This window comes from Saccharopolyspora hattusasensis (assembly GCF_050972075.1).
Lineage (GTDB): Bacteria > Actinomycetota > Actinomycetes > Mycobacteriales > Pseudonocardiaceae > Saccharopolyspora > Saccharopolyspora hattusasensis.
In genome coordinates this window covers 4544116-4565088 of sequence record NZ_JBPCDC010000001.1, presented here as the reverse complement: position 1 = coordinate 4565088, position 20973 = coordinate 4544116, and the positions used below count along the sequence as shown (strand labels likewise).

At 69.4% G+C, this 20973-nt stretch carries 16 protein-coding genes; 11 read left to right on the top strand and 5 right to left on the bottom strand.

Annotation, left to right across the window (positions count from 1 at the left end):
- Positions 1-145: 145 nt before the first annotated feature.
- Complete coding sequence (gene ssd, locus ACRXBZ_RS21555) at positions 146-1222, bottom strand: septum site-determining protein Ssd (RefSeq protein ID WP_433880624.1); 1077 nt, start codon at positions 1220-1222, stop codon at positions 146-148.
- Between the two features lie 696 nt (positions 1223-1918).
- Here ssd and ACRXBZ_RS21550 point away from each other — a divergent pair.
- The 4 genes from ACRXBZ_RS21550 to ACRXBZ_RS21535 all read left to right on the top strand — a co-directional run bounded on the left by ACRXBZ_RS21550 (position 1919) and on the right by ACRXBZ_RS21535 (position 8210).
- On the top strand, positions 1919-2758 hold the full coding sequence (locus ACRXBZ_RS21550) for an HAD-IB family hydrolase (RefSeq protein WP_433883937.1): 840 nt from the start codon (positions 1919-1921) through the stop codon (positions 2756-2758).
- A 606-nt stretch (positions 2759-3364) separates the two neighbouring features.
- Positions 3365-5140, top strand: a complete 1776-nt coding sequence (locus ACRXBZ_RS21545; protein ID WP_433880623.1) for a glycoside hydrolase family 3 protein — start codon at positions 3365-3367, stop codon at positions 5138-5140.
- Positions 5141-5212: 72 nt separating this feature from the next.
- Complete coding sequence (locus ACRXBZ_RS21540; protein WP_433880622.1) at positions 5213-6463, top strand: exo-beta-N-acetylmuramidase NamZ family protein; 1251 nt, start codon at positions 5213-5215, stop codon at positions 6461-6463.
- A 10-nt stretch (positions 6464-6473) separates the two neighbouring features.
- Positions 6474-8210 (top strand): serine hydrolase domain-containing protein, encoded by a 1737-nt coding sequence (locus ACRXBZ_RS21535; RefSeq protein ID WP_433880621.1) that lies wholly within the window; start codon positions 6474-6476, stop codon positions 8208-8210.
- 138 nt (positions 8211-8348) lie between these two features.
- Here ACRXBZ_RS21535 and ACRXBZ_RS21530 read toward each other — a convergent pair whose 3' ends face one another.
- Positions 8349-9200 (bottom strand): MBL fold metallo-hydrolase, encoded by an 852-nt coding sequence (locus tag ACRXBZ_RS21530; protein ID WP_433880620.1) that lies wholly within the window; start codon positions 9198-9200, stop codon positions 8349-8351.
- Positions 9201-9277: 77 nt separating this feature from the next.
- Between ACRXBZ_RS21530 and ACRXBZ_RS21525 the strand changes: the two genes are divergently transcribed.
- The 4 genes from ACRXBZ_RS21525 to murQ all read left to right on the top strand — a co-directional run bounded on the left by ACRXBZ_RS21525 (position 9278) and on the right by murQ (position 12656).
- Entirely contained in the window at positions 9278-9679 is a 402-nt protein-coding gene (locus tag ACRXBZ_RS21525; protein ID WP_433880619.1) for a MarR family winged helix-turn-helix transcriptional regulator, read from the top strand.
- Positions 9680-9779: 100 nt separating this feature from the next.
- Positions 9780-10172, top strand: a complete 393-nt coding sequence (locus ACRXBZ_RS21520) for a PPOX class F420-dependent oxidoreductase (RefSeq protein WP_433880618.1) — start codon at positions 9780-9782, stop codon at positions 10170-10172.
- A 593-nt stretch (positions 10173-10765) separates the two neighbouring features.
- Complete coding sequence (locus ACRXBZ_RS21515; RefSeq protein WP_168586188.1) at positions 10766-11686, top strand: MurR/RpiR family transcriptional regulator; 921 nt, start codon at positions 10766-10768, stop codon at positions 11684-11686.
- Between the two features lie 58 nt (positions 11687-11744).
- Complete coding sequence (murQ, locus tag ACRXBZ_RS21510; RefSeq protein ID WP_433880617.1) at positions 11745-12656, top strand: N-acetylmuramic acid 6-phosphate etherase; 912 nt, start codon at positions 11745-11747, stop codon at positions 12654-12656.
- A gap of 72 nt (positions 12657-12728) precedes the next feature.
- Here murQ and ACRXBZ_RS21505 read toward each other — a convergent pair whose 3' ends face one another.
- Together ACRXBZ_RS21505 and ACRXBZ_RS21500 are read right to left on the bottom strand one after the other, a co-directional pair.
- Entirely contained in the window at positions 12729-14501 is a 1773-nt protein-coding gene (locus ACRXBZ_RS21505) for an IS1182 family transposase (protein ID WP_433877452.1), read from the bottom strand.
- Positions 14502-14638: 137 nt separating this feature from the next.
- Positions 14639-15385: a Fic family protein gene (locus ACRXBZ_RS21500; protein WP_433880616.1), complete on the bottom strand. Its 747-nt coding sequence runs from the start codon at positions 15383-15385 to the stop codon at positions 14639-14641.
- A gap of 215 nt (positions 15386-15600) precedes the next feature.
- On the opposite strand from ACRXBZ_RS21500, the gene acs reads away from it, so the two are divergent.
- The 3 genes from acs (at position 15601) to ACRXBZ_RS21485 (ending at position 19728) form a co-directional block, all read left to right on the top strand.
- Positions 15601-17583, top strand: a complete 1983-nt coding sequence (gene acs, locus ACRXBZ_RS21495) for an acetate--CoA ligase (RefSeq protein ID WP_433880615.1) — start codon at positions 15601-15603, stop codon at positions 17581-17583.
- A 244-nt stretch (positions 17584-17827) separates the two neighbouring features.
- The gene (gene nhaA / locus ACRXBZ_RS21490) at positions 17828-19063 is read left to right on the top strand and encodes a Na+/H+ antiporter NhaA (protein ID WP_433880614.1); all 1236 of its coding nucleotides are present in this window, start codon (positions 17828-17830) and stop codon (positions 19061-19063) included.
- 161 nt (positions 19064-19224) lie between these two features.
- On the top strand, positions 19225-19728 hold the full coding sequence (locus ACRXBZ_RS21485; protein WP_433880613.1) for a phage holin family protein: 504 nt from the start codon (positions 19225-19227) through the stop codon (positions 19726-19728).
- Between the two features lie 55 nt (positions 19729-19783).
- Here ACRXBZ_RS21485 and ACRXBZ_RS21480 read toward each other — a convergent pair whose 3' ends face one another.
- A complete protein-coding gene (locus ACRXBZ_RS21480) occupies positions 19784-20968 on the bottom strand; it encodes a MarP family serine protease (RefSeq protein WP_433880612.1) in 1185 nt (394 codons plus the stop codon).
- Positions 20969-20973 lie beyond the last annotated feature (5 nt).

Genomic DNA, 20973 nt, shown 5'->3' with positions numbered 1-20973 from the left:
CTTCCCGCACCGGCCGACCGGCTGGTGCGAACCTTCCAAGCCCGCGCTCGAGCTCGGTGCAGTCGCGACGAGACCGTCGCCGCGCCAGCACCGAAGCTGCAGGCACCTCCGAAGACCCGCCGACACACGGGCCTCGATCAAGAACTCAACAAGCCACAGTGGACATTTCCGCGCCGCTGAGCGCGGCCAGGACTTCCTGCGCGGCTCGCGCAACCGGCCCCCGGCGGATCGCGGCTAAGCCGCCGCGGTCCAGGACGGCGGGCAGGCTCGGCTGTGGCCGCATGACCGACAGGACTTCCGCGTCCACCGCTCGCGCTACGTCGGCCGTGCGCAGTCCGCCCGGTGCCGGACCTCGCACCACCAGCCGGACCGGGCCGGCCGCGTGTTCACGGATGCTCGCCACCGCACGGGCCGCCGCCGCGCAGGCGCGCACTTCGGCAGGGACGACGACCACCGCCAGGTCTGCCTGGCGCAGCCCGGCCACCGCCGCTGCCGGGAGGGTGCGCGGCAGGTCGCAGACGACGGTGTCGCCCGCCCGCCGGCCCGCGCCGAGCACCGCTCGCACCGCCTCCGGGGTCAACCCGCTCGACGGCCCGTCACGGTCACAGGACAGCACTGTGATCGCGCCGGCTCCGATGCGGCGCTTCGGCAACGCCTCGTGCAACGCGCTCGCCGCGAGCCGACCGGCGTTGACGGCCAACCCCGACCAGCGCAGGCCGTCGGTCCCTTCGGCTCCGACGGCGAGGTCCACGCCGCCACCGAGCGGATCGCAGTCGACCAGCAACGACCGTTCGCCGCCGCGCGCCGCGACCACCGCCACCGCTGTGGCCAGCACCGAGGCACCGGCACCGCCGCAACCGCCCAACACCGCGAGCACCCGACCGCCCTGCGTCGGCACGTCGCCCGCATCGGACAGCAGCTCGATGAGGTTCGCCTCGTCGGCGGGTAGTTGCAGGACGTGCTCGGCACCGATCTCGAACGCGGCGCGCCAAAGATCAGAGGTCGGGTCCCGGCACAGCACGGCGACACCGCGTCTTCGCGGCAGACCGTCGGCCGCACCGATCGCGGCCGGGTCGAGCAGCACCAGGGGCGCGATCCCCCAGCCGGCGGCCGCCGGATCCGGGGTGTGCTCCAGCTCGCCGCCGGTGGCAGCGGCCAGTCGCGAAACCTCTTCTGCCAGCGCGGAATCCCGCGTGACGAGCAGCGGACGTGCAGTAGTCATGGCGATGCCTCCGGCAATCGAATGGAGCGAGTGGGATGAGCGCGGAATTGGTGCGGTCGATAACCAAGGTGGCCGGATCTTCGACGACTGCCAACCGGTTTTTCCAAATCTGTGGACAAGTCCAGCACCTGTGGATAACTCGCACCCCCCGGAAGTGCGATACCCGCCTGACAAAAAATGGAAAGAATTCACATTCGCTCCGGCCGGATTCGCCCGCACCGGCTCCGCCGGAAAGGGGACGACCCCCGCCAAGGGGGGAGGGGCGGGGGTCGTCAACAGTTCAGCTCCGGGGGGTCGAGCTGAACCTGTCCGGGTAGCACCGGACTACCCTCACTCTAGCCCGTAGATCCCCCGCGACGTCCCCCGTCCATTAGAGGGAACGTTCTTGCTCTCGGGGTTAACTGAACCGGACGGTAACCGGCATTCGAGTCAAGAATTAGCTCCCACTAGACGAGAGCAACACGCAGCACCATACGCAGCGTGAGTTTTTGGCGCACACCGACGCAACCGGCGCGCGCCCGCGGGATGCCCGCCGATGAGTCCGGAAATCCCGGCACCGGGACCGCGCAACAACTCCCGCAAGGGGACAAACTGCCAAACCACTCGTGCAAAGCGCGACAACGGAGATCGAAGGCGAAAGCAGGAATGGGAAAAGCTCCGGCAATGCGCGCCCGCAGCCCGCTCCGCCCGGCTCGTATGCTGTGCGGCGTGACAGAGCCCGCGAACCCATCGGCCCCCACCGGACGGCGGGTGGCCGCGTTCTTCGACCTGGACAAGACCGTCATCGCCAAGTCGAGCACGCTCGCCTTCAGCCGACCCTTCTTCCAAGAAGGGCTGATCAACCGGCGGGCCGTGCTGAAGAGCGCCTACGCCCAGTTCGTGTTCATGCTGGCCGGCGCCGACGCCGACCAGATGGACCGGATGCGCGCGCACATCACCTCGCTGTGCACCGGCTGGGACGTCGAGCAGGTCAACGCGATCGTCGACGAAACCCTGCACGACATCGTCGACCCGCTGGTCTACAAGGAAGCCACCCAGCTCATCGCCGAACACCAGGAGCAGGGTCACGACATCGTCGTGCTGTCGGCCTCGGGCGAGGAGGTCGTCGCCCCCATCGCCAAGCTGCTCGGCGCCACGCACTCGTCCGGCACCCGGATGGTCGTGGTCGACGGCCGCTACACCGGCGAGGTCGAGTTCTACTGCTCCGCGGAGAACAAGGCGATCACCGCCAGGGAACTCGCCGAGAAGTACGGCTACGACCTGTCCGAATCCCACGCCTACTCGGACTCGATCACCGACTTGCCGCTGCTGGAGAGCGTCGGGCACCCCACCGTCGTCAACCCCGACCGCGGGCTGCGCAAGGAGGCCGTCCAGCGCGGCTGGCCGTCATTGTCCTTCGAGCACCCTGTGTCGCTGCGCGCCCGGATCCCCACGCCGTCCCGCGCCGCGGTGACCGCAGCCGGCGTCGGCATGGGCGCGGTGGCGGCGGCCGGAGCCGCGTGGTGGGGCTTGCGGGCCTGGCGCCGCCGCCGCTGACGGCGCACCCGGCCGCACGTTTTCGGCTCCACATCGCGGAACCCCCGATGATCATCACCGGCGGAACCAATACCTACGGCGCACCCGCGAACCCTTGCAGTGACGCACGCCACCGACTACAAATGGAAGTGCGGACGCTGGTTGGCCAGGGATGTTACGGAGGAGAAGTAGCATCCACCCTGATCAGACTCCGCGCGCGAGCCCGGAGCACCCACGCGTTGCCGCACACAAGGCTGGTCGTTCCACGGGGTTGCGTACCGGGACGCCGGACGCCTAGCCCGGAAGTTACGATACAAGTGCACGCTTGGTAACCCGAGTCCTCGCGCAGAGGCGGCGGCCCGTCGATCTAATCGACGGGCCGCCGCCGTATGCCGGGGGTCGTGCCCCCGCACGGCTTTCCACCGTGTGCGCCGGTGTTCTCCCACCCGATCTGCCCGATACCGCAGGCGGGATTGCCCAGGCCAAAACCTCTTTGCGGGACTGACCGTGCCCACGCCGGTGCACAGCGTTGACCGGCGCGAGTTACGTGGGTAACTTGCGAAATCGACCGATTCCGTGGTGAACACTTTCCGTCCGGCGAAATCCTCCGCCCGCAGGGAGGCCAACGTGAAGACCCGAGCGCGCCGCGCCGTTGTCGCGCTGAGCGCCATCGCCATCGGCGCCACAGCACTTTCCGCGACCGGCGGCGCTGTCGCTCCGGCGCAACGGCTGTCACCTGACGAGCTGCTCAAGCAATTGACGCTGGAGGAGAAGGCCGGGCAGCTGTTCATCACCTACGCCTACGGCCGCACCGCGGACACTCCGCACCCGAAGAACCAGGAGGAGTTCGGCGTCGACACCCCGGCGCAGGTGGTGCAGAAGTACCACCTCGGCGGCATCATCCACTTCGCCTGGACCGACAGCCTCTACGACCCCAAGCAGATCGCCGAGCTGTCCAACGGCCTGCAGAACGCCGCGGTCACCTCGGGCGCGAAGGTGCCGCTGCTGATCTCCACCGACCAGGAGCAGGGGCAGATCACCCGCATCCCGGAGCCCGCCACCCAGTTGCCGGGCAGCATGGCGCTCGGCGCCGGCCGCAACCCCGACGACGCCGGCCGCTCGGCCGCGATCACCGGGCAGGAACTGCGGGCGATGGGGCTGAACCAGAACTTCGCGCCGAGCGCCGACGTCAACGTCAACCCGGCGAACCCGGTGATCGGGGTGCGGTCGTTCTCCTCCGACCCGACGCTCGCCGCCCAGCTCACCGCCGCACAGGTCCGCGGCTACGAGGACTCGGCCAAGCCGGGCGAAACGGTGTCGGCCGCGGTCAAGCACTTCCCCGGGCACGGCGACACCAACGAGGACAGCCACACCTCGCTGCCGGTGATCGAGCACGACCGGCAGCAGTGGGAGCAGCTGGACGCGCCACCGTTCCGGGAAGCGATCGGCGCCGGGACCGACATGGTGATGAGCGCGCACATCGTGGTGCCCAAGCTCGACGACTCCGGTGAGCCGTCGACGCTCGCGCCGAACGTGCTCACCGGGATGCTGCGCAACGAGCTCGGCTACCAGGGCGTGATCGTCACCGACTCGCTGAAGATGGACGGCGTGCGGGAGAAGCACCCCGACGCCGAGATCCCGGTGCTGGCGCTCAAGGCCGGCGCCGACGTGATGCTGATGCCGTTCAACGTGCAGATCGCCATCGACGGCGTGGTCAACGCAGTTCGCACCGGTCAGCTCACCGAGCAGCGCATCGATGAGAGCGTGAAGCGCATCCTGGCGCTGAAGTCCGCCCGCGGCGTGCTGGACAATCCGTTCGTCGATGTGTCCAAAGTGTACGAGATCGTCGGGACGCGGAAGCATGTCTTCGAGGCGCAGGCCATCACCGACCGCACCACGACCGTGCTGCGCAACGAAGGGATGCTGCCGCTGAAAGCGCCGGCGACGATGTTCGTGACCGGCGCCGGGGACAAGGCGACCGCCGCGCTGGCGGAGCGGATCAAGGCGCGCGGCCCGCGGCCGACGGCGTTGGCGACGGGCTTGAAGCCGACCCCGGAGCAGATCAACCAGGCCGTCGAAGAGGCAAAGCGCAACGACATAGCGGTGGTGCTGACCAACGCCGCTTGGAACCCGGACAACAAGGCCCAGCTCGACCTGGTCCGCGCCCTTCAGCAGACCGGGAAGCCGGTCGTCGCGGTCGCCGTGCGCGACCCGTACGACGGGGCGCATGTAGAGCTGCCCGCCTGGATCGCCACCTACTCGGACAAGGCGGTGGCGATGGAATCGCTGGCGCGGGTGCTCTTCGGCGAGATCGCCCCGGTCGGCAAGCTGCCGGTCCCGGTGCCCGACCCGAACCAGCCCGGCGTCGACAAGTACCCGTTCGGCCACGGACTGAGCTGGTAAATGGGCGATTTCGCGCGAAATCGCCAGCCCGGGAACCCGGGGCGGAGCATGGTGGACACGGAAAGGACACGCATGGGTGGTGTGAATCGACGGGGCTTCCTGACCGCGGCGGCGCTGTCCGTGCCCGCGGTCGGCCTCGCGGCGAGCTCCGCGTGCGCCGCCCCGCCGGCCACCGAACTCGGCTCCGCGGTCGAGACCGGCGCGGACGTCCTAGCCGCGCGGGACTGGCAGGACGTCGCCGGCCGCCGGATCGGGGTGGTGACGAACCCGACCGGCGTGCTGGCGTCGTTGGGGCACGTCGTGGACGCCATGCACGCCAGCGGCGAGGTGGACGTCGCCGCGGTCTTCGGGCCGGAGCACGGGTTCCGCGGCACGTCCCAGGCCGGCGGCTCGGAGGGCGACTACCGCGACCCGCGCACCGGGCTGCCGGTGTACGACGCGTACGGGGCCGACGCCGCGAAGCTTGCCGAGATGTTCCGCAAGGCGGGCGTCGAGCAGGTCGTGTTCGACATCGCCGATGTGGGCGCCCGCTTTTACACCTACATCTGGACGATGTACACCGCGATGCAGGCGGCGCACCAGGTCGGCGCGGCGTTCCTGGTGCTGGACCGGCCAAATCCGATCGGCGCCCGGGTGGCCGGGCCGCGGCTGGACCCGCGGTTCGCCTCCGGCGTCGGGCTGCTGCCGATCGTGCAGCAGCACGGCATGACCGTCGGCGAACTGGCGCAGCTGTTCGACCGCGAGTACCTGCCGGGCCCGCTGGACCGGCTGGACGTGATCCGCGTCGAGGGCTGGCGCGGGCGCGGTGCGGACGCCGGGCTGCCGTGGGTGCCGCCCAGCCCGAACATGCCGACCCCGGACACCGCGGCGGTGTACCCCGGGACCGGGCTGTTCGAGGGGACCCTGCTGTCCGAGGGCCGGGGCACCACGAGGCCGTTCGAGATCATCGGCGCGCCCGGCATCGACTGGCGGTGGGCGGAGGAGCTCAACGCCGCCGGGCTACCGGGACTCCGGTTCCGCGAAACCTACTTCGTGCCGACCTTCTCCAAGCACGCCAACGAGACCTGCGGCGGCGTGCAGGTGTACCGCAACGGCGAGATCGACGCGATCGGCGCCTCGGTCGCGATGATCGTCACCGCTCGCCGGCTGTACCCGCAGGTCTTCGGCTGGCGGCCGGACAACATGATCGACAAGTTGTCCGGTTCGGACCGGCTGCGCACGATGGTCGATGCGGGGGCCGACGCGCACGAGATCGTCGGCGCCTGGCAGAGCGACGTGGCTGACTTCCAACGACAACGCGAGCCGTACCTGCTTTACCGCTGAGGGAGACGCGATGGGCAAGACCATTCTGGCGGCGGTGGCGCTGCTATCGGTCACCGCGCTGGCCGGGTCTGCCACGGCAGCGCCCGGCCGTGCGGACGGCCACTTCGACCGCCCGCAGGAGGGATTCGCCCGCGCCGGCACCGTGTTGCAGGACGGCACCCCCGAAGGAGTGGGGCTCGATCCCGGACCCATCGATGCGGCATTGCGGCAGATCGCGGCCTGGACGAACAAGACGCCCGACCTCGAACACCCGATGTACGCGGGCGCGGTCAGCCTGCTGGCGCACGACGGCGTCGTGGTGCGCCGCGAAGCGGCGGGCGACGAGCTGCGCTACTCCGACGGCAAGGGCACCGAACTGCCCGCCGACCAGCGCGAACCGATGCGGCCCGACACGATCTTCGACATCGCCTCGATCACCAAGCTGTTCACCTCGATCGCGGTGCTGCAGCTGATCGACGACGGCGAGGTGAACCTGGACTCGCCGGTCGCCGAGTACCTGCCGGAGTTCGGCGTCAACGGCAAGCAGTCGGTCACCGTCCGGCAGCTACTCACCCACACCTCCGGGGTGCAGGCCGAGGTAACGCTCTGGAAACTGCCCGCGGACCAGCGGATTCCGTCGATCATGCAGCTGACGCCGGAGTTCCCGCCCGGCACCCACTACACCTACTCCGACCCGAACATGATCACCCTCGGCTTGCTGGTCGCGCGCGTCGCGGGTGCCCCGCTGGACCAGGTGGTGACGGACCGGATCACCGGGCCGCTGGGCATGGCCAACACCGGCTACAACCCGCCAGCCTCGGAGCTGCACCGCATCGCGGCGACGGAGTACCAGGCCGAGCCGCCGCGCGGCCTGGTGCGCGGCCAGGTCCACGACGAGAACGCGTGGTCGCTGGGCGGGGTCTCCGGCCACGCCGGAGTGTTCTCCACCGCCGACGACCTCGCGACGCTGGCGCAGGCGCTGCTAAACGGCGGCACCTACCGCGGCAACCGCATCCTGTCCGAGGACAGCGTCGAGCAGATGCTGACCAATTTCAACAGCGCTTTCCCCGGCAACGCCCACGGTTTGGGCTTCGAGCTCGACCAGCGCTGGTACATGGCCGGGCTCAGCGGGCCGCGCACCGCGGGCCACACCGGCTTCACCGGCACGTCGCTGGTGATCGACCCGGCGTCCCGGTCGGTGGCGGTGCTGCTCACCAACCGGGTGCACCCGTCGCGGGACTGGGGGTCGAACAACCCCGCCCGGCAGGCGCTGGCGCAGGGCATGGCGCGGTCGCTCGCCGTGGATCCGGCGCTGGGTTCGGAATCGTGGTTCTCCGAGCGCGGTGGGACGTTGACGACGGACGCGCTGGGACCGGTCAGCGGCCCGACGCAGGTGTCGTTCTTCGCATTCGTGGATACCCAGCAGGACAGCGACGGGACGGACCCGCTGCTCGTCGAGGCCAGTGTGGACGGTGCTGGGTGGCAGCCGGTGACCGTCCGCGCGTCCGGCCCTGGTGCTCCCGACGGGCCGCAGAGCTCGTTGGCCGGGGCGGGACGCCGGAGCTGGTGGAAGGTGCGCGGCACGGTCGACGCGGACGCCGGCCAGCAGGTGCACCTGCGGTGGCGCTACGCCCCCGACGGCAAGTACTCCGGCCGGGGCGTGAACGTGGACGGCATCCTCGTGGCCGACCGCGACGCGACCTTGTTGGACGGCGAGCTCGAAGCGAACCGCCTCCACCCCGATAGCTGGCTTTCCACCGACCGCTGATGCGGAATCCGCAATTTCAATGGAAATTGCGGAAGTTGTCCACAACCTCCGGCGTGTCGTGCACCCGACACGCCGGAGGTCCGCAATTTCAATGGAAATCGAAGGTCCGATTTCCATTGAAATTGCGGTGAAACCCGATCATGGGAGCGGGGTCCAGGTGGTGCCGGTGGGTTCCGTTGACACGCGGCCGAACTGGACGTCGGCGAAGTGGATGGCGAAGCCGATCGTGTTCGGCTCGCCGAGTTCGCGCAGCAGGTCCAGGCGGGACCTGAACGCCTCGTCTCGGTCGACGTCCGCCCGCACCGGCCAGGTCGGGTTGTCGACCTGCGCCGCGCTGTGCAGCGCGTCGCCGATGACGATCAGGCGCTGACCTCCCGAGGAGATCGTGTACGAGGCGTGCCCCGGCGTGTGGCCGAACGAGTGCCGCACCCGCACACCCGGGAAGATCTCCTGTCCATCACAAACGGTCTCCACCCGCTTCTCCAGCCGGTGCAGCATCTCGTCCGTGACGTCCGCGGCGTGCTGGTCGCGCTGCTCCCACTCGCGCTCCGACAGCAGCACTCGCGCCGCCTGGAAGTCGTCCTGGAGCGCCCACCCGATGTGGTCGGTGTGCAGGTGGGTGATCGCGATGGCTTCGATCTCGTCGGGCCTGCGGCTGAGCTTCGCGAGGTTTTCCGGCAGGTCGCGGCCGTGGATGGCGCCGATAGCCGGGTTCTCCGGATCGTCCGGGGAGCCCGACGGGCCGTAGCCCGCGTCGATCAGCATCGCCCGCGAACCGCGCTCGACCAGCAGACCGCCGATGCTGGCCACCAGCTGCCCGGCCTCGTCGAGGTGCTGCGCGTTTTCGCGCCAGTCGTCGTCGGTCGTCTCCGGGAACCAGCCGCGCGGCTTGAGTCCCACGACGCCGTCCGGGACGTAGCTGACCCGCAGGTCACCGAGTTCGATCGAGCGAATTCCGGCCACCGAGTTCCAGCGCTGTGCATCGTTCATGACCATTTAAATTTACAACTTGAACTATTAAAATTTCAACATTTCTAACTTGCTAGACTCGCCACATGGACGAGCCGATGGCCGCGCGCGAACTCTGCAGCCTGATCAGCGAGCTCGCGCACAACATCGACGAACACGTGCGCGGCTGCGTCGCCGACACCAACCTCACCGCGCCCCAGGCGATCGCGCTGCGCGAGCTGAGCGAACCGCTGACCATGCGCGAACTCGCCGACCGGATGCACTGCGCGACATCGAACGTGACCTTCGTGGTGGACCGGCTGGAGAAGAACGGCCTGGTCATCCGGCAGCCGCACCCGCGCGACCGCCGCGCCAAACGACTCGCCCTGACCGCCGAAGGCGAGCGGCAGCGCGCGCAGATCATCGAGCGCTTATCGGTGAACACCCCGCTGGCCGGACTCACCCAAGCGGAACAGCAAGCCCTGCACGGCCTGCTCCAGAGAGCCCTCGCCGACGGCTGATCCCGACCGGCCGCTCCGTTCGGGAACCGTTCGAGTCGCGTGGCGGGTCGTGGGCGGGCAGTGTCGAACCGCTAGCCGCAACCGTTGGAGGGGAGTCGAAGTGTCGGCGATTCCGCAGGACCGCCAGGACATTCTGAACAAGCGTGCCTTCGGCCACGTGGCCACCATCGGGCCGCACGGCGAACCCCAGTCGAGCCCGGTGTGGATCGACTGGGACGGCCAGTACCTGAAGTTCAGCCAGACCAAGACGCGGCAGAAGTACCGGAACCTCAAGCGGGAGCCGCGCATCTCCGTCTCCGTGCACGACCCGGACGAGCCCTACCGGTACGTGGAGGTGCGCGGCAAGGTGACCAAGATCGAGGACGACCCGGGCAACGCGTTCCTCAACAAGATGGCGAAGAAGTACCTCGACGAGAACGAGTACCCGTGGCCCCAGCCCGGCGAGGAGCGCGTGGTGGTCTACGTCGAACCGGAGCACTCGACGAGGCAGTGACCGCCGCGATCCGGCGATGCGCGAAGGGCACCTCCTGCCAAGCCACTCGGCGGCCAAGCCACTCGGCGGGAGGTGTCTTTCACCTCGTTGACGTCGCGGGGAGGACCTGGGTGCCGGTGCGGTCGGTGGCGCCGCAGGTAAGTAGCGGCCCCGCCCGACGACCGCCATCAGCGGCGTCGTCCACACCTCTAGAGCTTGCTCAGCGCCGTCCATGCCATAGATGACCAGCGGCACCACGATCCGCGTCGTGATCAGGTAGGCGATGCCGCCCAGCGCGGTCGTCGCCACCACTCCGGGCTTCTACCGATGATAGCTGGGCGGGGCGAACCGGAGGGTGTAGTCCTCCAGCGTCTCCCGCACCGCCTGCCCTTCTGCGGATCGCTTGGGCAGAAATGTTTCGATCAAGGACGGCAGGTGTTTCTGGGCGTATGACACCGGGTGTGAATCGCATCGTCACCGCACGGACCTGCAATTACCCCTTTCGGAGTAGTTGGGTTCGGATGCAACCTGGGTATGAGTTTGCCGCGTCCTCCGAGCGGAAACCCAGAAGAGGCCCATTGACCTGCGCAAGCAGCGGTTAGTAAGTTTCCCACATGGCCACTGACGACACGTTCCGCGAATCGGGCGAGTCAAGCCCGCTCGTCAAGATTCGCTCCCTGCTGCCCGGCCTCGCCCGAGCCGAACAGCGCGTGGCCAACATCGTGCTCGCCGACCCGGCTTCGATCGCCCGGCGCAGCATCACCGAGGTCGCCGAGGCCGCGGGCACCAGCGAAACCACTGTCACCCGGTTCTGCAAGGCGATCGGCGTCGGCGGCTACCCGGACCTGCGCATCGCGCTCGCCGCCGACACGGCGCGTACCTCCACCCGGGACCGCGAGCTGGGCAGCGACATCGCCCCGGACGACGACCTCGGGCAGATCATCGAGAAGGTCGGTTACGCCGACGCCAAGGCGGTCGAGGAGACCGCGGATCAGCTGGACGCCGCGATCCTGGGGCGGCTCGTCGACGACGTCGCCACGGCCCGCCGCATCGACGTCTATGGCGTCGGCGCCAGCGCCTTCGTCGCGCTCGACCTGCAGCAGAAGCTGCACCGTATCGGCCTGACCTGCTTCGCCTGGGCCGACACGCACAACGCGCTGACCTCGGCGGCAGTGCTGCGGGAAGGCGATGTCGCCGTCGGCATCTCGCACACCGGCGCCACCACCGAGACGGTCGAGGCGCTCCGCGAGGCGCGGCGGCGCGGAGCCACCACCGCCGCCCTGACCAACTTCGCCCGCTCGCCCATCACCGAGGTCGCCGACCACGTGCTGACCACTGCGGTGCGCGAGACCACCTACCGCTCCGGCGCCATGGCCAGCCGCATCGGGCAGCTGACCGTGATCGACTGCCTGTTCATCGGCGTCGCGCAACGCCACCTGGACCAGGCGAAGGCAGCGCTGGAAGCCACCTACGAAGCGGTGGCCGGCCACCGCCTCGGCAGCCGGCCGGACCGGCGGCGGCAGAAGGAGACGTGATGCGCGCCCCCCACCCGCACCCCGACCGGGTGTTCCCGCAATGGCCGCAGGAGGCGCGATGAGCCGGGATCGCGCGGTCCGCGTCGACGCTCCCACCGAACGAAACAACCCCAGAACCAGGGACATCGACCTGCTGCCGACCCTGGACGTCCTGCACGTCCTCAACGGCGAGGACCGGACGGTGCCGGTTGCGGTCGGCCGGGTGCTGCCCGAGCTGGCCCGCGCGGTGGACATGGCCGTCGCGGCGCTGCGCGCGGGCGGCCGGGTGCACTACGTCGGCGCGGGTACCTCCGGGCGGCTCGCGGTGCTGGACGCCGCCGAACTGATCCCGACCTTCAATGTGCCGCCGAACTGGGTCATCGCGCACCAGGCCGGCGGCCCCGACGCCTTCCGGCACGCCGTGGAGAACGCCGAGGACGATGTCGAATCCGGTGCCGCCGCAATCCGCGAGGGCGCGAGCGGGCTCGACTTCGTCCTGGGGCTGGCGGCGTCCGGGCGGACGCCGTACGTGCTCGGCGCGTTGGAGGCCGCGCAGGAGCTCGGGGCGCGGACCGCGCTGGTGACGTCGAACCCGAACGTCGGGAAAGTGCCCGCCGACGTGGTGATCGCGGTGGACACCGGGCCGGAGCCGATCAGCGGGTCGACGCGGATGAAGGCGGGCACCGCGCAGAAGCTGGTGCTCACCTCGTTCTCCACCGCGGTGATGATCCGGATGGGCCGGACCTACTCGAACCTGATGGTCAGCATGCTCGCCACCAACGCGAAGCTGCGCGGCCGCACGATCAGCATCCTGCAGGAAGCGACCGGGGCTTCCGAAGAGGTGTGTGCGGCAGCGCTTACAGCGGCGGACGGCGACCTCAAGATCGCGCTGGTGCACCTGCTCACCGGCGTCGACATCGAGCGAGCGACGGCGGCGCTGGCGGTCTCCGACGGCCACGTCCGCGACGCGCTCCGAGCCGTCGAAGGCTGACCGGCACCGCGCGCTTGCGGTCGGGGTCCGTGAGTGTTTTCCGGGGCTATCGGATCCTGGTGGTTAATTGGTTCAGGCTGCCAGGCTGAGTTCGAGGCGGGAGAGGTGGCTGGTGCGGGTCCGGTCGAGCGGGTGGCCGTTCCACCAAGCGTCGAGTCTGATCAGGTTCAGTGCGGCGGCTGAGTAGACGTGGTCGAGGTGGGTCTTGGCCAGGCCTCGGTAGCGGGCACGGCGTAGTCCGGTGACGGCCGTGGCCTGGCGGATCGTGCCTTCGACGCCCGCGCGGAGGGCGTAGTCCTTCTGCCAGTCCTGGGTCTCCTGCTCGGCGCGGGCCCGTCGCAGTGCCTCGGTCATCTCCCTGGGATGTAAGGAGATCTGTCGGCGTCCGCTTTTCGCGGTGGTGCACTGCGCCCGATGTGGGCAGGAGCCACAGACCGTCTTGGAGAACGTGACCACCGTCTTGGGGACCCCGTCTTGGACACAAGGAGTCCACGACGAGCTGAGTTGTCCAGCCGGGCAGGTCACCCGTTGGGCCTGCCAGTCGACGGCGAAGTCCGACGCGGCGAATCCCTCGTGGGCCTTGGCCTGGCGGGAGCGGTCCAGCAGCACAGGGGTGATCAGCGCGATGCCGAAGTTCTCCAGGGACCCCACGATCAGTTCGGCGGACGGGTAACCGGAATCAAGGTAGTGCTCGTCGGGCAGCAGATCCCGTTTCCGCAGAGCCTGATGGATCGGTTCGAGCATCGTGCTGTCAGAGACGGTGGCGTCGGTCGTGGCGACGTTCGTGATCAGATTCGGCTTCTGCGCGGCAGGACAGCGACAGCCGGCATCCTCGGCGGGTTCCGTCGGGGCGGGAGCCGCACAGGTCTCACTGATGTGGACCTTGAAGCCGTTCCAGAACATATCCCGCTTGACGCCCCAACGGGCGTCGGTGTCGTAGGGTGAGGTCAAGCGCCGACAGCCGGGCGGGAGACCACCATCCTTATCGATGTCATTCCCCCGCCGCTTGATCACCTCTCGTCCATTCCTGGCCACGGTGCGCGTGTAGTTCTGGACCAGCACCACGCGCAGGATCTCCACGGCCGGGAGTTCACGCAGCCACGTCGGCGAGGCGGGCGCGTAGACGGCTGCCAGTAACGTGAAGCCGTCTTTGCCGTAGGACAGGGCGAGTTCGTCCTTCTTGGTCTGCGAGGCCGGCAAGCGCCAGGTGTCGATCCGCTGCTGGTAACGCCGGCTCCAGCCCGGAACGTCGAGCACCTCGGCCACCCAATGCGGGGCCGCGGCGGACAGGGCTTCCAGACAAGCCCGCACCGCCTCACCCGCCAACTCCAGCCGGTTGAGGTCCCGCACCGCGGCGATCACATGCGTGGAGTCCGTGCGTTGCTTGCCACCAGCGGTGACCAAGCCCTTGTCCCGCAACACCGCCAGCAGCAGGTCCAGGGCCTTCTCCTCCAGCCGGTGCTGGACAACGCGGGCACGGAACTCGCTGAGCACCGTGTGGTCGAAACCGGGGTCGGTCAACTCCAGCCCCAGCGCGTATTTCCAGGCGAGGTTGGTGCGCACCGCGTCGGCGGCCTGTCGGTCGGTCAGATCCTCCGCCTTCTGCAGCACCGTGATCATGGCGAGCATGCCCGGCGACCAGCCGGGCTTGCCACGAGCCCCGAACGCCGTGGCGAACTCAGCGTCCGCGAACAGCTCACCGAGCTGATCACGGACCTGCACAGCCAACGGCACCTCACGTCGCCCGCTGTACATCGCCCGGATCGCCGCGGCGATCTCCGGGACCGGCTCCGGCCAGGGCTGCGGCTGCACCGACACCACGATCTCCATCCTGCGGCCAGACACCACAAGACTGCCGCAAGATCATCATCCCGGGCCTACCCAACACACCCTCACCCAACCCGAGAATTAACCACCAGGGTCCTATCGCACCCGAAAACACTCACGGGCCACGACCGGGCAAAACCAGGTTCCCGGCCCGCTCAGCCCTCCTGGACGGCGTCGGCGATCGACTTCGCCTCGCGCGCCCCGGCCTCCAACGCCTGGCAGCAGTACACGATCCAGGCCGCGACCTCGTCGATCTCGCCGGTGGCGAAGCCGAGGGCCCGCTCGGCGTACTCCTCCAGCCGCCGGAAGTACGCGACCTCGGGAACCACCAGGCCCTTCGGGTCGAGCCCGCTGCCGATCACGCTCAGCCGCGCCGCGGCCCGCGCGATCACCCCGTCGGCGGTGCCGAACGGCTGCAGCGCTAGGAGTTCGCCGTGCACGACCGCCGCCAGCACCGGGCCCGGCCCCTGGGCTTCGCGGTCGGTGATGATCTCGGCGAGCAGGTCGAGCCGCTCGGCGATCAACGGGTCTGCCTGCGGACGGCCGAGCCGGTCCGGGTCGTCGATCAGGTCGGCCGCCGCGAGCACGTGCATCCGGGCCAGCGCCTGCCGCGGCGCGCGCTGCCAGGTAGGCAGCAGCGTGCCCACCGCCTCGGCGATCCGCAGCGAACCGGCTAGTAGCGGGTCAGTGACCTCGCCGGATTCCGGGATCTCGGCCGCGCCGCCCGCGATGGCCGCCGACGCGCGGGCGGCCCGGACGGACGCCTCGGCCGCGGTGGCGGGCCAGCCGCGCCGATTGGCCGGGTGCCGGTGCACCTCGTCGATCGCCGCGCGGGCGGCGGTCACGGCGTCGGCGACGCCGTCCAGCTCCAGCAGCGGCACCAGCGATGGCTTCTCGGTCACGCCCGACGACGCTACCGGCACGTCAGCCCCCCGCCGCCGACCCGGGTTGCGACATGTGACACAGTGACGGCGCTGCCGGCCTCCGCAAAACGGCGATTTCGGACCGTATCGCGTGATTGGTCTGAACCATTCGGACGAACCCCCTGTTGTTAGTGAGCCTGACCGCATTACGGTTCCACTGGCACTGGCATCCATATCCAGGGAGGTTCTCGGCAATGAACCAGCCCGACGGGCAGAGCAACACGCTCGACAACCTGCTCATCGAGAGCAGGACATTCCCGCCGTCCCAGGAATTCGCGGCGCAGGCAAACGCCACGTCGGCGCTGTACGAGGAAGCTTCGGCGGACCGGGAGGCGTTCTGGGCCAAACAGGCCGGGCGGCTGCACTGGGACAGCAAGTGGAACCAGGTCCTGGACTGGTCGAATGCCCCGTTCGCGAAGTGGTTCGTCGGCGGCAAGCTGAACGTGGCCTACAACTGCGTGGACCGGCACGTCGAGGCCGGCAGCGGTGACCGCGTCGCGATCCACTGGGAAGGCGAGCCTGGGGATTCGCGCACGATCACGTACGCGGAGCTGCAGCGGGAGGTCTCCCGCACCGCCAACGCCCTGGCCGCGCTGGGCGTCGGCGCCGGCGACCGGGTCGCGATCTACCTGCCGATGCTGCCCGAAGCGGTGTTCTCGATGCTCGCGTGCGCCCGGCTGGGCGCGATGCACAGCGTCGTCTTCGGCGGGTTCTCCTCGGAGGCGCTGCGCACCCGCATAAACGACGCCGAGGCGAAGGTGGTGATCACCTCCGACGGCCAGTACCGGCGCGGCAAGGCGATGCCGCTGAAGGCCAACGTGGACGAGGCCGTCGCGGAGACCCCGAGCGTCGAGCACGTGGTGGTGGTCAAGCGCACCGGCGGCGAGGTCGCCTGGGACGACGCCCGCGACAAGTGGTGGGATGACGTCCTGGAGGGCCAGCCGGAGACCCACGCCCCGGAGTCCTTCGACGCCGAGCAGCCGCTGTTCATCCTCTACACCTCGGGCACCACCGGCAGGCCCAAGGGCATCCTGCACACCTCCGGCGGCTACCTCACCCAGGCCGCCTACACGCACCAGACCGTCTTCGACCTCAAGCCGGAGTCGGACGTGTACTGGTGCACCGCGGACATCGGCTGGGTCACCGGCCACACCTACATCGTGTACGGGCCGCTGGCCAACGGGGCGACCCAGGTCATCTACGAGGGCACCCCCAACGCGCCGCACGAGGGCCGGCACTGGGAGGTCGTGCAGAAGTACGGGGTGACGATCTACTACACCGCCCCGACGACGATCCGCACGTTCATGAAGTGGGGCGCGGAGATCCCCGCGAAGTACGACCTGTCCTCCCTGCGCCTGCTGGGCTCGGTCGGCGAGCCGATCAACCCCGAGGCCTGGATCTGGTACCGCAAGAACATCGGCGGCGACCGCACGCCGGTCGTGGACACCTGGTGGCAGACCGAGACCGGGGCGATCATGATCTCCCCGCTGCCCGGGGTCACCGTCGCCAAGCCCGGCTCGGCGCAGCGGCCGCTGCCGGGGATCTCGGCGAAGGTCGTCGACGAGACCGGGGCGGAGGTCGGCAACGGTGGCGGCGGACTACTGGTGCTCGACGAGCCGTGGCCGTCGATGCTGCGCGGCATCTGGGGCGACGACGACCGCTACCGGGAGACCTACTGGTCGAAGTTCGCCGACCTCGGCTTTTACTTCGCCGGCGACGGTGCCAAGTACGACGCCGACGGCGACATCTGGCTGCTGGGCCGGGTCGACGACGTCATGAACGTGTCCGGGCACCGCATCTCCACCACGGAGGTCGAGTCCGCACTCGTGTCGCACCCCAACGTCGCCGAGGCGGCCGTGGTCGGGGCCTCCGACCCCACCACCGGCCAGGGCATCGTGGCGTTCGTGATCCTGCGCGGCGGCATCGACGACACCGCCAGCGGCGAGGCCGCGCTCAAGGAGCTGCGCGAGCACGTCTCCCACGAGATCGGCCCGATCGCCAAGCCCCGCCAGATCATGGTCGTGCCCGAGCTGCCCAAGACCCGCTCCGGCAAGATCATGCGGCGGCTGCTGCGCGACGTCGCGGAGAACCGCGACGTCGGCGACGTCACGACGCTCGCCGACTCCTCGGTCATGGACCTCATCTCCAGGGGCCTGAAGAAGTCCAGCGACGACTGACCGCACTGGTGAAGCGCCGGGGACGTCCTCTTCGAAGGGTGTCCCCGGCGCTTCCCTCCATGTCAACGGGTCGTGAGCTTTCCGGCCGAACCGCCCGAGAAATACGTCTTTACCTGCACGAACACCGCTCCCCCTGTGCTTGCGAAGGCAATCAGCCGGATCGGGGATGATAAAATGTCGGGAAAGGTGTGCCGGGAAGACTGGTCGGCGTTGTAGCTCGTGCTACCCGCGATCGGAGCCGCCAGTGTCGAAAGCCGCCCACCACAAGTCCCGGCCCGCCAAGGCCTCGCGATCTGCGCGAACGTTCGACTTCGGCTCCTACTTGCGGACCGAAACCGTCGGCGGCATGGTCCTGCTGGCCGCCACCGCCGTCGCGCTGCTGCTGGCGAACTCCCCCGCAGCGGGGCTCTACCACGCGATCCGTGACTTCGAGATCGGGCCGGCGGCCCTGCACCTCGACCTTTCCATCGGCGACTGGGCAAAGGACGGGCTGCTCGCGATCTTCTTCTTCGTCGCGGGGCTGGAGCTCAAGCGCGAACTCGTGGTCGGCGAGCTGTCCAACATCAAGAGCGCGCTGCTGCCGGTGATCGCGGCGATCGGCGGCATGATCGTGCCCGCCGTGCTCGCCTTCTCGATCGGCCACGGCACGCCCGGCGCGCATGCCGCGTGGGCGATCCCGGTCGCCACCGACATCGCCTTCGCGCTGGGTGTGCTGTCGCTGACCGGCTCCTGGATGCCTACCGCGGCGCGAGTCTTCCTGCTCAGCCTCGCGGTGGTCGACGACCTGGGCGCGATCGTGGTGATCGCGGTGCTGTTCACCGACGGGCTCAGCGTGATCGCGTTGCTCGCTGCGGTCGTGCTCTGCGTCGCCTACTGGTACCTGCAGCGCAAGCGGATCACCACGCCGTGGCTGTACGTGCCGCTGGCCGTGGCCACCTGGATCGCGGTGCACACCAGCGGCATCCACGCGACGATCGCCGGCGTGGCGCTCGGGCTGCTCACGCGCGTGAAGCGCGACCCGCACGAGCCGGCGTCGCCGGCGATGCGCCTGGAACACCGGCTGCAGCCCTGGTCGGCCGGGCTCATCGTGCCGGTCTTCGCGTTCTTCGCCGCCGGGGTTCCGGTGAACGGCGAGGCGCTTGCCGCGATCGGCGCGGACCGGGTGGCCATCGCGATCATCATCGGACTGGTGGTGGGCAAGCTGATCGGCATCTTCGGCAGCTCCTTCCTCGCGGTGAAGCTGGGCATCGGCGCGAAACCGGACTCGGTGCAGTGGCGCGACATGGCGGCGCTGGCGATGCTCGGCGGCGTCGGCTTCACGGTCAGCCTGCTGATCGCCGACCTGTCGCTGGCCGGTGCGGCGGCGGAACGCGCCAAGGCCGCGGTGCTGATCGCGTCCGCCATCGCGTCGCTGCTCGCCGCGGCGGTCCTGCTGCGGCGCGGCCGCAAGCTCAAGAACGCCGACGGCACCGACGCCTGAACCGCGCGGCCTGACCTCGGGAGAACGCAGTTTCAGCCGAAACTGCGCCGCAAGGCCCCGGCACGAGGTTCAATTGAACCTGCGGAACACCTGCCGATGCGGGTCACTCACGGGTAACGCACCGCGAGTCGCCCGGTCGCCCGTTGATCGCGCGTGGCACGATGGGGCACGTGAACAGCGCCCAGAAGAGCACCAACGGCAGCCGTGACGGTGCGGGGTGGACTGCGGTCACGTCCATCCCGCTGTCCGAAGAGGGCACTGCTCCCGACGGGCAGTCCATCGGCGCGTTGGTCCGCGATGCCACGACTCACCTGTCCACCTTGGTCAGGTCCGAGGTGGAGCTGGCCAAGACCGAGCTCGCCGGCGAGATGAAGAAGGCCGTCAAGGGCAGCGTCTACTTCGTACTCGCGCTGACCGTGCTCGGCTTCAGCCTGTTCTTCCTGTTCTTCACGCTGGCCGAGGGGCTGGCCCAGCTCGGCCTGTGGCGGTGGGCGGCCTTCGGCATCGTGTTCCTGGTGATGCTGCTGGTGGCGGGCCTGCTGGCGCTGCTCGGCTACATGCGGGTGCGCAAGATCCGGGCACCGAAGCGCACCATCGAAACGCTCAAGGAAACCAAGCAGATCACCAAGCGCCACCACGCCGCCGAGGAACCCAAAAGCCCGTGAGTGCTTTTGGGTGCCACAGCCCCCAAAAGCACTCACGGGCTTTTTTGCCTTTGAATCAGTGGGTGCAGGGGCCGGTGGCGACCTCGGTGGACAGCCGGGGTGCGGCAGCCACCTCGTCGGCGACCTGTTCCGCGGTGAGGGCGAAGCCCGTCTCCGGGTCATCCACCGCAGCGCCGAAGACCACGCCCACGACCTTGCCGCTCGGGTCGATCAGCGGCCCGCCGGAGTTCCCGCTCTGCACCTTGCCGCGCACCGTGTAGACGTCCCGGACCACGGTGTTCGCGTCGTAGATGTCCGGCCCGCGCAGCCTGATCCGCTCCCGGATGCGGCCCGCCGACGCAGTGTAGGGCCCGTCCAGCGGATAGCCCAGCGCGATCACGTCGTTGCCCGGGCTGGCGGGACCGGGCGCGAAGGTCATCGCGTCCGCGTCCAGGTCCGGCACCGCCAGGATCGCGACGTCCTCGTCGGGTTTGTAGAGCACGACCTCCGCGTCGAACTCGCCGCGGCCGATCTCGATCGCCACCCGGTCCGTGCCCGCGACCACGTGCGCGTTCGTCATCACCCGGTGCGGCGAGATCACGAACCCGGTGCCCTCCAACGCCCGCGCGCATGACGTGGCGCGGCCCCGGACCTTCACCACGCTGGTCCGCGCGTTGCGCACCGCCGGGCTGTTGGCCAGCGCCGCGTCCGGCGGCGCGATCTCCGCGACCGGGGTCTGCGAGAACGGTTCCAGCGCCTGCGGGAATCCGGACACCCCGAGCATTTCACGCAGGTCGTCCGGCAGCGCCTTGGCCGACTCGGGCATCACCGAGTTGACCGCGGTCAGCACCTTCGACCGGCTTATGGCGGCCGCGAGGCCGGGCAGCGCGGACGCCGACGTGAACGGCAACGCGATCAGCCACGCCACCACGAGGACCGCGATGAACTGCAGGACCGCGCCCAGCGCGTTGTCCACACCGGTCAGCTTCGGGGAGGTGATCCGGTCCCGCAGTTCCCGGCCGGCCCACATACCGAAGGTCTCGCCGAAAGCCACCAGCAGCACGACGATCCCGACGCCGAAGGCGAGGCGGGCGACCGGGCTGTCCAAGCGGTCCAGCAGCAGCGGCGCCACCTTCAGGCCCACGACCGCGCCGACAAACACGCCCAGGAACGAGAACAGGGCGGTGACCAGGCCGCTGCGGGCCCCCGAAAGCGCGGCGAGCAGTGCCAGCAACACCACCAGCAGGTCGACCCAGTTCACCCGCT